This is a genomic window from Saccharothrix sp. ST-888 (assembly GCF_000955975.1).
In the GTDB taxonomy this organism is placed as follows: domain Bacteria; phylum Actinomycetota; class Actinomycetes; order Streptomycetales; family Streptomycetaceae; genus Kitasatospora.
The window spans coordinates 1-11,323 of sequence record NZ_JYJF01000150.1 but is presented as its reverse complement, the minus strand read 5'-3'; the positions used below and the strand labels follow the sequence as shown (position 1 = coordinate 11,323).

Here is an 11,323-nt window from a genome sequence, read left to right as displayed (position 1 = left end):
GGACACCCCGGCCCGGCGCGGGTGCCCGGTCTCGGGCCACGGCCTGCCCTCGGTGAGCAGTTCGACCGCCCCCGCCGACCAGTTGACGTGCGGGCTCGGGGCGTCGACGTGCAGCGTCTTCGGCAGGTAGCCGTTGCGCATGCTCAGCACCATCTTGATCACGCCGGCCACACCGGCGGCGCCCTGGGTGTGGCCCAGGTTCGACTTGGCCGAGCCGAGCAGCAGCGGCGCGCCCTCGGGACGCTCCTGGCCGTACGTCGCGATCAGCGCGCCGGCCTCGATCGGGTCGCCGAGCGTGGTGCCGGTGCCGTGCGCGTCGACCGCGTCCACCTCGGCGGCCGTCAGGCCCGCGTTCGCCAGGGCCTGGCGGATCAGCCGCTGCTGCGAGGTGCCGCTCGGTGCGGTGAGTCCGTTGCTGGCGCCGTCCTGGTTGATCGCCGAGCCGCGCACGACGGCCAGCACCCGGTGGTCGTTGCGCCGCGCCTCGGACAGCCGCTCCAGGACCAGGACGCCCACGCCCTCGGCGAAGCCGGTACCGTCCGCCGCCGCCGCGAAGGCCTTGCAGCGGCCGTCCGGGGCCAGGCCGCGCTGGCGGCTGAACGCGGTGAACACACCCGGGCCGCCCATCACCGCGACGCCGCCGGCCAGCGCCATCGAGGACTCCCCCGCGCGCAGCGACTGGCAGGCCAGGTGGATGGCGACCAGGGAGGCCGAGCAGGCGGTGTCGACCGTGACCGCCGGGCCGACCGCGCCGAGCACGTACGCGACCCGCCCGGAGATGACGCTCGGCGCGTTGCCGGTCATCAGGTAGGCGTCGAGGCCGTCGGGGGCCTCGTGCAGGCGGGGGCCGTACTCCTGGACCTCGGCGCCGAAGAACATCCCGGCCTCGGTGCCGCGCAGGCCGGCCGGGTCGATCCCGGCGTGCTCCAGCGCCTCCCAGGCGGTCTCCAGCACCAGTCGCTGCTGCGGGTCCATGGCCAGCGCCTCGCGCGGGCTGATCCCGAAGAAGTCGGCGTCGAACTCCGTTGCGGTGTCGAGGAATCCACCGCTGCGGACATAGCTCTTGCCGGGCGCCTCGGGGTCCTCGTCGAAGATCCCGGCCAGGTCCCAGCCCCGGTCGTCGGGGAAGCCGGAGAGCACCTCGCCGCCGTCGGCCAGCAGCCGCCACAGGTCGTCCGGCGAGTCCACGCCGCCCGGGAACCGGCAGCCGATGCCCACGATCGCGATCGGCTCGTCCGCGGGATCGGCCTGGGAGGCCGGCGCCGGTTCGGCGGCGACCGTGCCGAGCGCTCCGGCGAGCAGCCGCTCGACCAGCGCGGCGGGCGTCGGGCAGTCGTAGACCAGGGTGACCGGCAGGTCGAGGCCGGTCGCCGCGGCGAGCCGGCCCTGCAGGTCGACCGAGGCCAGTGAGTCGAAGCCCAGTTCGGTGAAGGGGAGCGTGGTGTCCAGTGTCTCGGCGGCGTCGGGGCGCGCCGCCTTCAGCGCCGCCACCGCGGTGGTGTGTACGAGGTCGAGAACCAACCTCCGGTGCTCCGACGGCGCGGCGGCGGCCAGCAGCCGGGCCAGTGCTGAATCGGAACTGGACTCATTCATCCGCGCATCTCCACTTTCGGCCGAGACCTCTTACTCAGAACAGCGGTGCCTTGGAACAGCGGTGCCTTGGAACGGCGGTGCCTCGAAGCAGCGGCGCCGACCGGGCTGTGACGCCGGAGAACGGCTGCGCCCTCAGACAGCCTTGTGGTCGAGCAGCTTGGTGCCCGGCCCGCCGGAGATCGCTCCGGAGTCGAACTTCCGGCGGATGTAGGACAGCGACTCCAGCAGTTCGCCGGAGGTGACGGTGTGGGACTCCCCGGCCTCGACCACCCCGGCCAGCGGCAGCCGGCCGATGTCCGCCCAGCGCAGCCGTCCCTCCGCGTCGAGGTAGCTCCTGGTCCGCCCCTGGTTGTCCGGGTGCAGGCAGTAGGGGATGTCCAGATACCCGCGCTGGAACGCCAGCAGCATGGCCCGGCCGACGTCGGGGGCCAGGTTCAGCACGGCCGCGACCAGCGCCGCGGCCTCCGCGTAGGTCTGCGAGTCGGCGGCCGCGGCACCGATCCGCCCGGTTGCGGCCGCCGTCGCCGCCGCGTACTCCAGCGCGCTGACGTTCTCCTCCATCGTCGGGATCCGGACGGACTCGGCGACGGTCTTCACGATCAGCCGCTCGGAGCCGGTCGACGCCGCCAGTTCGGCCGCCCGGCCGAGCAGCCCGTACGAGCCCTCCGGCGTGGTGGGGTAGACCCCCATGTACGCGTAGACGACGACGTGCCAGTCCGCCTCCGGCAGCAGCTCCGCGCAGAGCCGGCGCAGCGCGAACACGGCCTCGACGTCCTGCTGCTGGTGCGTCTGCTGGGCGTAGCTGGCCGAGATGCTGCGCAGGCCGTGCTGGTAGAAGAACAGCGCCTCCAGCGCGCTGATCGCCACCAGCTGGCTCGGCGGGCAGAGCTGGCCGAGCATGCAGCCGCCGAAGGTCTCCAGGTGCGGCTCCCGGCCGAGTTCGCGCAGCCGGACGAACAGGTCGCAGGAGCGCGACCAGTTGTCCACCGACTCGTGCAGCGGAATCCGCCCGTACGGCAGGCAGTACGAGACCGGGCCGCCCTCCGAGGCGTCGAGGCCCACCGTCATCAACGCCCGGAAGATGGCCATCGGGGCGGCCGAACCGTGCCGGACCTGGACCGGGAAGTCGTCGCCGCGAATCCCCTCCAGCACCCGCTCGGTGGTGGCCACGTCGTGGCTGACGATCGGGTAGCCGTTGAGCGACACCCCTTCCAGCAGGGCGAGTTCGGCCGACTCCAGGTCGCCGACCCGGGTGTAGCTGTCCAGCGTGATGGTGCCGACCGTCCGCCCGGCGGCGGCCTTGGTCGCCTTGAGTCCGGCCCGCATCCGGTCCGGCTCGCTCATACCCATCCGGGGCTGGACCACGAGTTCGCCCGCCTGCTGGACCCGGCGGACGAACTCCCCGAACCCCGTCCCCCTCACGCCAGTACCCGTTGCGGGAGCGAGTCGAGCAGTCGCTGGAAGGAGGCGATCCCCTCCGCTCCGTCGTCGAAGACCGCGTCGTAGCCGGCGTTGACCAGATCGGCGAGCTGCTCGGCGCTCTGGGCGCCGGAGATCCCCAGCTTCCCGCCGATGACCGCCGGGATCGCCCGCAGCTCCGCGCGCTCGCGCAGCTTGCTGATCATCCGGATGCCGTCCTGGTAGCCGTGTCCGTTGACGCTGCTCACCACCAGCAGGGCCGGTCGGCGGGCCAGGCTCTCGGCGATCAGCAGCTCCGCGGGCACGCAGGGACCGAGGTTCACCACCTCGAAGCCCATCTCCTCCAGCAGCAGCTGCAGGAAGACCAGGTTCCAGGTGTGCGAGTCCGACGTCCCCCCGGCGACGATGACGGTCGCCTCCCGGGCGGCGACGGCGGGCGCTTCCTTCTTGGCCGGCTGGCTCATCACAGCTCCCGGCCGTGCTCGTAGGCGCGGACGTGCTGGATCCGGGAGACCGAGACGAGCTCCTCGCCCCGGACCACGATCTCGGTCGGGGCCGGCCGGCCGAGGAACATCAGCAGGCTGGCGGTCGGGCCGTAGGCGCCGGCGTTGGGGATGCTGACGGTGTCCCCCGGCGCCAGCGCGGGCAGCTCCACATCGCGCCCGAGCACGTCGCCGGGCGTGCAGAGCGGGCCGACCAGGCTGGCGATCTGCTCGTGCGGCGCCCCCTCGTCGTACGGGCGCACCGAGACCGGGAGGATCCGCCCGAGGCCCGACATCCCGCCGAAGGTGTTGATACCGCCGTCCAGGATCACGAAGCGGCGGCCGCGGCTCTCCTTGAGGTTGACCACGCCGACCATCAGCGTGCCGCTGTCGCCGACCAGGTAGCGCCCCGACTCGCAGGCGATCCGCGGCCCGCCGGTGCGCCAGCCGGGGAAGTGCTCGTCCAGCGAACCCGCCAGCGCCGCACGCAGGTTGCCGTACACCGGCCGCTCGCCGGTCACCGCGTAGGGTGCCGAGAAGCCGCCGCCGATGTCGACGAAGCGGAACCGCACGCCGAGCTGCTCCTGCAACCGCGCGGCCAGGCCGATGGTGTGCTGGAACTCGGCGATCAGGCTCGCCTCGTCCTTGGCGTTGCTGAGCGGGAAGAAGTGCGCGCCCGCCACCTCGGCCCCGGGGACGTCGAGCAGCTCGTCCCTGAGCTCGGGCAGTGTCTCGCTGTCGAACCCGAACTGGGAGGGCAGGCCGGTCATCCGGATGCTGGAGGTCGCGCTGGCGCTGGCGCTGTTCACCCGCAGCAGGCAGTCGGCGACCACGCCCAGCCGGGTGGCGGCCGCGCCGACGTTCCGCAGATCGCCGGGCGACTCGACGGAGAACAGCCTCACCCCGGCGGCCAGCGCCTCGGCCAGCTCGCCCTCGGTCTTGCCGGGGCCGGTGTACAGGATGTCCGCCGCGGCGAAGCCGGCGGCCAGGACGGCCGCGAGCTCGCCGGTGGAGCTGATCTCCGCCCGGCAGCGCCGGCCCTCGCCGCGGCGCATCTCGCGCAGCAGCTCCGGGTGCGGGTTCGCCTTCGCCGCGTAGAACAGCTCGACCTCGTCGGGCAGCGCGGAGAACAGGTCCTGCCGGGCGGCGGCGATGCGGTCGAGGTCGTAGACGTACGACGGGGTGCCGAAACGCTTGGCAAGCTCGGCGTAGCCGATCACGGGGTGGTCCCTTCGAAGAGTTGTGCGAGCTTCCGGCGCTCGTGCTTGCCGTGCAGGGTGAGCGGCAGCTCGCCGACGACCCGGCACAGGCCCGGCACCTTGGCCGGCTCCAGCCGCAGGGACAGCTCCCGCAGTACGGTGTGCGGCGCCAGGTCGCCCTCGACGCACACCGCGAGGTCGCGGTCCTCGGTCGGCGGCAGCACCGCGGCGGCCTGGACACCGGGAATGTCCATCGCGGCCGCCTCGATCTCGATCGTGCTCATCCGCACGCCCTTGCGCTTGAACATGTCGTCCCGGCGGCCCTCGTAGTAGAGGAAGCCGTCCTCGTCCACGCTCCCGAAGTCGCCGGTGTGCAGGCGCCGTTGCCCGCTGACCGGGTCCACCCGGAAGGCCTTCGCGGTGAGTTCGGGCGCCCGCCAGTAGCCGGGCATCACATGCGGGCCCTCGACCACGATCTCGCCGCTCTCACCGGTGGGCAGTTCGCGGCCGGCCTCGTCCAGGACGAGCACCCTGGTGCCCGGCAGCGGCCGGCCGACCGAGGTGGGCTTGCGGTCCTCGAACTCCGGCGGCAGTACGGAGATCCGCTTGCACTCGGTCTGGCCGAACTGGCGGATCACCTCGGCCCCGGGGAACGCCGCGCGCAGCGCGTCGACCGTCGTCTTCGGCAGCGCGGCACCGGTGTTGGTGAACATCCGGACCCGCGAGGGCCGCCCCGGCTCGCGCTGCTCCGGGTCGCGCTCGGCCAGCGCGCAGATCATCGCGGCCAGCGACGGCACGATCGGCACCACGGTCGCCCCGCACTCGCGGATCCGCTTCAGCAGCACCAGGTCCGAGTCGCCGTCGGCCAGGACCAGTTCCGAGCGGCCGAGCGCGGCCAGCAGGATCTTGTACAGCCCGTAGTCCCAGGAGATCGGGAACCGGCAGAACACCACGTCGTCGGGCCGGTAGCCGAGTTCGAGGTTGATCGCCTTCGAGGCGAAGACCATCTGGCCGTGCGGGCAGATGACGCCCTTCGGTGCGGCGGTGCTGCCGGAGGTGTAGACGAGCACCGCGACGTCGTCGGCGGCGACCGCCACCGCGGCGGCCCGCGCACCGGCGGCGTGCAGGTCACTCACCTCGCGCCAGACCTCGCCCAGGCCGAGCACCGGGACCGGCGAGAAGGCGCCGAGCCGCGCCACCGAGGCGTCGGCCGCGAGCACCAGCCGGGGTTCGGCGTTGGCGAGCACCGAGCGCAGGTGGTACTCCTTCATGCCCGGGTTGACCGGCACCAGCACCGCACCGCGCCGGGCGGTCCCGTAGAACAGCGCCACCAGCTCGCGGGTGCTCGGCAGCTGCACCAGCACCCGGTCGCCGGGGCCGACCCCGCGCGCGTCCAGCCAGGCGTCGACCGCATGGCTGTACTCGCCGAGCTCCCGGTAGGTCCACCGCCCGTCCCGGTCGGCGACCGCGACGGCACCGGGCGCGGCGTCCGCCGTCGCCTCGTCCAGCACCTCGTGCACCAGCACGGCGGACCGGACCTCCGGTATCGAGTTACGACTCACTGCGCCCCCACAGTCCTTGTCATCAGAGCCCTCAATCGGTTGTCGTCGCGGCCTGGAGTGCGAGCTGCCCGCGGTCGATCTTTCGGTTCGAGTTGAGCGGGAACTCGGCGAGACGGTGGTACCGCTTCGGGACGATCGCGACCGGCAGCACCCGGCGCACGTCGCGGGCGAGCTGGACCAGCGGGACCGCCTCGCCGGTGTAGAACACCACCAGCTCCACCGACCCGTCGGCCGCGACCGCCACGGTGACCGCGTCCTGCACGCCGGGGCAGGTCCGCACCGCGGCGTCCACCTCGGCCAGCTCCACCCGCACCCCGTGCACCTGGACCTGTGCGTCGTCCCGGCCCAGGTAGTCCAGGGCTCCGTCGGCCGACCGCCGGACCCGGTCCCCGGTGCGGTAGAAGCGCCGGCCGTCCCGGTCGAAGAACCGGCCCGCGTCGTCCCCGGCGTCGAGGTAGCCGGCGGTCAACTGGGGCCCGGCGATGCACAGTTCACCCTCGGTCCGGTGCTCCTCGCCCGCGCGGTCGAGCAGCAGCACCCGGTGGCCGGCGTGCACCGAGCCGATCGGCACCATGCCGTTGAGCCCGTCCTCGCCGGTCCACCGGTGCGCGGCGACGGTGATCGTCAGCTCGGTCGGCCCGTACAGGTTCTCCAGCGTCGAGCCGGCCGCCGCGTCCTGCCAGTCCCTGGCGTCCTGGCAGCTCAGCGCCTCGCCGGCGAAGAAGCTCCAGCGCAGCGACGGCATGGCGCCGGGCCGCAGGCCGCCCATCCGCCGGACCAGCGCGATCGCGCTGGGGGTGGAGAACCAGACGGTCAGCCCCTGCGCCGCGACGAACTCCGGCATGTCCCGGTACGCCTGCGGCGGCGGCACGGTCAGCGTGCCGCCGGAGCCCCAGGCGCAGAACAGGTCGAACATCGCGCAGTCGAAGTTGAGGTCGAAGTTCTGCGAGAACACGTCCTCGGGACCGAAGTCGTACCGCTCGTCCAGCAGGCCGAAGTAGTGGTGGGTGTTGGCATGGGTGACCGGGACGCCCTTGGGCCGCCCGGTCGAGCCCGAGGTGAACAGGACGTAGGCGACGTCCTCGCCGCGCACCGGCACCGGCGCCGACAGCGCGCGGGCCGCCTGCACCGGCACGGCCGGCATCGGCTGCCCGCCCGGCGGGAACAGCACCGGCAGGTCGACACCGGCCTCCCGGAGCCCGGCGAGCACCGGCAGCGAGTCGTCGTCGGCGATCAGCGCGCCGACCCCGCTCGCCTCGATCATCTGCCGGGTCCGGGCGGCGGGAAAGGCGGGCTGGAGCGGGACCATGGTGATCCCGGTGTACAGCCCGGCCAGGACCGCGACGTACGCCGAGGCGCCCTTGCCCGCCAGCACACCGATCGCCGCCGGTCGCGACTCCAGCCCCGCCAGCAGCGAACCCGCCAGCAGCAGCGCGCGCTCGTGCAGTTCCCGGTAGGTCAGTTCGGTCCCGCCGGCCCGGAGCGCCGGCCGGTCCGCCGACTTGGCGAGTCCGCGCAGAAAGCGCCCGGACAGCGCGACGTCCACGGTGTCGTCCATCGTGGTGGCCCCTCAGTGTCCCTCGGGCCCGTCAGGCCGCGGCGCCCGGCAGCAGGCTCTGCACGGTCTTCCAGAGCACACCGGGGGTCTCGAAGGTTTCGAGGGTCAGCGCGTCGTCCAGGAACCGCACGTCGTAGGCGTTCTCCAGGGTGCCCAGCAGCTCGATCGTGCCGAGCGAGTCCAGCCCCAGCTCACGCAGCTGGGTGTCGCTCTCCAGCCGCTCGCCCGGGGGCAGGAAGGGCAGGAACTTGCGCAGGGTCGCTTCGAACGTCTCGTCCCACATGATGACTCCATTCATCGGCTGTCCATCGGGTGTCCCGTCGGGTTTCCGTCGGGTGTGCTCGGACGGCGCAGGGTCGGCGCCGGGTACTCAGGCGGCGGCGGACCGGCGCCGGGGCGTCATCGCCAGCCGCGGGTTGGCCGGGATGACCTCGAAGTTGGCTGTCGTGCAGGGGACTCGGCCGAACAGGCTGTCCGGTCCCGCGACACAGACCCGTCCGACGCCGAACCGCTTCAGCCCGGCCACCGCGTCCGGCCAGCGCAGCGGGCGCACGATGCTGTCCAGCAGCATGGTGCGGATGCCGTCGGCCGAGGTCAGCAGCGCGCCGTCCTGGTCGGCCACCACCGGCAGCTTCGGGTCGGTGAACTCCAGCGTGGACAGCACCTCGCGCTCGGCCTTGTCCCGCAGTCCGGCGAACGCGGGCGAGTGCAGCGGCGGGCGCATGGTGTACAGCGACATCCCGCCGATCGCGCGCAGCCGCTGCTGCACCCACTCGACGCGGGTCTCGCGCAGCGAGAGCATGTAGAAGCCCTCGTCGACGTAGCAGGAGATGTCGTGCCACTCGCCCTGCTCGTCCAGGTCGGCGAGGATCTCGGCGAGCCTGGCCTCGGGGGTGCGGACGAAGGAGAGCGTCACGATGTCGGTGTGCTCGTGGCTGAAGTACTCGTCCATGCAGCGCGCCAGTTCGGCGGTCATCCGCACGGCCTCGTGCACCGGCAGCGACTCGGTGAAGGCGATCGCCGCCTTCTCGCCGAAGCTCGGCCCCAGGACCGCCGCCGGCTCGATGCCGAGGCTGTCCACCGCCCAGCGGGCGGAGGCCAGGCAGTTCACCAGGAACGCGACCTGCGCCGCCTCGGAGTAGTCGCCCTCGGCCTGTCGGAACGCGTCGACCAGGGAGTAGCCGAGGACCTCGTCGGCGACCGCGACCAGCTCCCTGGCGTGCCGGTTCACCACCATGAACCGGCCGACGTCGGTGAAGGCGGACGGGCCCATGCCCGGGAAGACGACTGCGGTCTTGCTCGTCATGACTGGACACGCCCTTCCGCCGAGGGCTTCGCGGGCCCCGCCAGGTTCTTCAAAAAGGCGACCATCACCTCGGTGAACCGTTCCGGTTCCTCCAGGTGCGGACAGTGACTGGAGTTCTCGAAGGTCTCCCACCGCACGTCGGGGATGCGGTCGAAGTAGGGCTGCATGGTCACCGGGGTGGCCTCGTCGTACCGGCCCCCGATCAGCAGCGTCGGCGCCCGGATGGCGTCCAGCTCGTCGATGATCGACCAGTCCTTCAGCGTGCCGATCACATGGAACTCGTTCGGCCCGTTCATCGTGTAGTAGACGGTCGGGTCGTTGTAGATCTCCATGAACGAGGACAGGAAGTCCCGCGGCCACGGCAGCACCCGGCAGACATGCCGGTCGTAGAAGACCCGCATCGCGGCCAGGTACTCGGGCGAGTCGAAGGTGCCGGCCGCCTCGTGCCGCAGCAGGGTCTGCTGCACGTCCGGCGGCAGCTGTGCCCGCAGCACCGCCATCTCGCTGAGCCACAGCGGGTACGAGGCGGGCGAGTTGGCCACCACCAGGCCGCGCAGCCCGGCCGGCCGGGCGGTCGCGTGCCGGGCGGCGAGCAGACCGCCCCACGACTGCCCGAACAGCACGTAGTTCCCGGCGATACCGAGCTCGGTGAGCAGGTTCTCCAGCTCGGCGGCGAACAGGTCCACCGTCCAGAAGTCGGCGCCCCTGTCGGGCAGATGCGTCGAGCCTCCGTTGCCGAGCTGGTCGTAGTGCACCACCGGCCAGCCGTGCTCGGCGAGTTCGGCCATCGACAGCAGGTAGTCGTGGGTGCTGCCGGGACCGCCGTGCACCACCACGACGGCGGGCCTCCCCGCGTGCAGGTCGCCGGTGACCCGGTACCAGGTCCGGTACTCCCCGAACGGGACGGTTCCCTTAGCGCTGGGGTCCAGGGGCACGGTAACCACCTCAGTCGGCAGACATGTTCGGGGTGCACGGGGTCGTGATCCGGTCCGACGCTAACCCGCTGCCACGGCCCCGCTGGACCCCTAACGGCCCCTAGCCCGGCAGGGGTTGCGACGGACCGGCGGGCCGGCCGGCCCGGAATTCCGCACCTGCCGGACGACTAGGGGTCGCCAGGGGTGTGATCCGGCGGTCGGGGTGCCTAACGTCCGAACAGCGGTCGGATGCGCCGTGCTGACGGCGGCGCCGTGCACCCCGGGTCAGCGTGCCCGCGCATACGACGTATGCGAGTTCGAGTCGAGTTCGACGAGTTCGAGAGGGCACCATGACCCAGACTGCCGATCAGGACCACCCGGCCGCGCTTCCGGCCTTCCCGATGGCCCGCAGCTGCCCGTTCAGCCCGCCCGCGGAGTACGCCAAGCTGCGCGAGAACGAGCCGATCTCCCGCGCGGCGCTGCGGGTCAACGGCAAGCCGGCCTGGCTGGTCAGCACGTACGAGCACGTCAAGAAGGTGCTCGGCGACTCCCGGGTGAGTTCCAACCTCAAGCTGCCCGGCTACCCGCTCCAGGTGCCGGTGCCCGAGGAGATGCTCCAGGCGGTCCCGCTGACCTTCCTGTCGATGGACCAGCCCGAGCACACCGTCCAGCGCCGCCTACTGGCCCCCGAGTTCAGCCTGCGCCGGATGCGCGCGCTGCGGCCGCGGATCCAGGAGATCGTGGACCACCAGATCGACGCGATGCTCGCCAAGGGCGGCCCGCTGGACCTGGTGACCGCACTCGCGCTGCCGGTGCCCTCGCTGGTGATCTGCGAACTGCTCGGCGTCCCCTACGAGGACCACCCGCAGTTCGAGATCTGGGCCGGCCAGATCATGAACCGCGACATCAGCGACCAGGAGCGCGGCCAGGCCCACTACGAACTCGACCAGTACGTCGACCAGTTGGTCACCGCCAAGGAGACCGAGCCGGGCGATGACATGATCAGCAGGCTGGTCGCGCAGAACCGCGCGGAGCCGACCGTCGAGCACGCCGACATCGTGAGCATGGCCCGGCTGATGCTCGTCACCGGGCACGAGACCACCGCCAACATGATCGCCCTCGGCACCCTCGCGCTGCTGGAGCACCCCGACCAGCTCGCCGCCGTCCAGGCCGACCCGGCGCTGCTCCCCCGCGCGGTGGAGGAGCTGCTGCGCTTCTTCAGCATCTCCGACTCCGGCACCGCCCGGGTCGCACTGGAGGACATCGAGCTCGGCGGCACCACCATCCGGG

The 11,323-nt window shown here is 72.2% G+C and carries 9 protein-coding genes and 1 pseudogene; 1 reads left to right on the top strand and 9 read right to left on the bottom strand.

The features are described from left to right. From UK12_RS30100 to UK12_RS30060, 9 genes and pseudogenes are all read right to left on the bottom strand, one after another. A pseudogene (locus UK12_RS30100) lies at positions 1-1,593 on the bottom strand (type I polyketide synthase); the annotation flags it as partial. A gap of 132 nt (positions 1,594-1,725) precedes the next feature. After that, positions 1,726-3,015: a methylaspartate mutase gene (locus tag UK12_RS30095; protein ID WP_045306366.1), complete on the bottom strand. Its 1,290-nt coding sequence runs from the start codon at positions 3,013-3,015 to the stop codon at positions 1,726-1,728. After that, on the bottom strand, positions 3,012-3,476 hold the full coding sequence (locus UK12_RS30090) for a cobalamin B12-binding domain-containing protein (protein WP_045306365.1): 465 nt from the start codon (positions 3,474-3,476) through the stop codon (positions 3,012-3,014). Before UK12_RS30090 ends, UK12_RS30095 begins: the two co-directional genes overlap by 4 nt. Next, positions 3,476-4,714, bottom strand: coding sequence for a decarboxylase (locus UK12_RS30085; protein WP_045306364.1), 1,239 nt, complete (start codon positions 4,712-4,714; stop codon positions 3,476-3,478). Before UK12_RS30085 ends, UK12_RS30090 begins: the two co-directional genes overlap by 1 nt. Next, complete coding sequence (locus UK12_RS30080; RefSeq protein WP_045306363.1) at positions 4,711-6,255, bottom strand: AMP-binding protein; 1,545 nt, start codon at positions 6,253-6,255, stop codon at positions 4,711-4,713. The genes UK12_RS30085 and UK12_RS30080 overlap by 4 nt, the downstream gene beginning before the upstream one ends. A 31-nt stretch (positions 6,256-6,286) precedes the next feature. Further along, positions 6,287-7,813, bottom strand: coding sequence for an amino acid adenylation domain-containing protein (locus UK12_RS30075; RefSeq protein WP_045306362.1), 1,527 nt, complete (start codon positions 7,811-7,813; stop codon positions 6,287-6,289). Between the two features lie 31 nt (positions 7,814-7,844). Beyond that, positions 7,845-8,096, bottom strand: a complete 252-nt coding sequence (locus tag UK12_RS30070) for a phosphopantetheine-binding protein (RefSeq protein ID WP_045306361.1) — start codon at positions 8,094-8,096, stop codon at positions 7,845-7,847. 87 nt (positions 8,097-8,183) lie between these two features. Further along, entirely contained in the window at positions 8,184-9,119 is a 936-nt protein-coding gene (locus UK12_RS30065) for an ACP S-malonyltransferase (protein ID WP_045306360.1), read from the bottom strand. Continuing rightward, positions 9,116-10,054 carry a proline iminopeptidase-family hydrolase gene (locus tag UK12_RS30060; protein WP_045306359.1) on the bottom strand — a complete coding sequence of 313 codons (939 nt, stop codon included), beginning with the start codon at positions 10,052-10,054 and terminating at the stop codon, positions 9,116-9,118. The genes UK12_RS30065 and UK12_RS30060 overlap by 4 nt, the downstream gene beginning before the upstream one ends. Before the next feature lie 329 nt (positions 10,055-10,383). On the opposite strand from UK12_RS30060, the gene UK12_RS30055 reads away from it, so the two are divergent. After that, positions 10,384-11,323: cytochrome P450 (locus tag UK12_RS30055; RefSeq protein ID WP_045306358.1), on the top strand; the 940-nt coding region annotated here is incomplete at its 3' end.

Bases quoted from the DNA above. Each gene is read 5' to 3' on its own strand.
- UK12_RS30075 (WP_045306362.1), bottom strand. From the start codon at position 7,813: ATGGACGACACCGTGGACGTCGCGCTGTCCGGGCGCTTTCTGCGCGGA.
- UK12_RS30070 (WP_045306361.1), bottom strand. From the start codon at position 8,096: ATGTGGGACGAGACGTTCGAAGCGACCCTGCGCAAGTTCCTGCCCTTC.
- UK12_RS30090 (WP_045306365.1), bottom strand. From the start codon at position 3,476: ATGAGCCAGCCGGCCAAGAAGGAAGCGCCCGCCGTCGCCGCCCGGGAG.
- UK12_RS30065 (WP_045306360.1), bottom strand. From the start codon at position 9,119: ATGACGAGCAAGACCGCAGTCGTCTTCCCGGGCATGGGCCCGTCCGCC.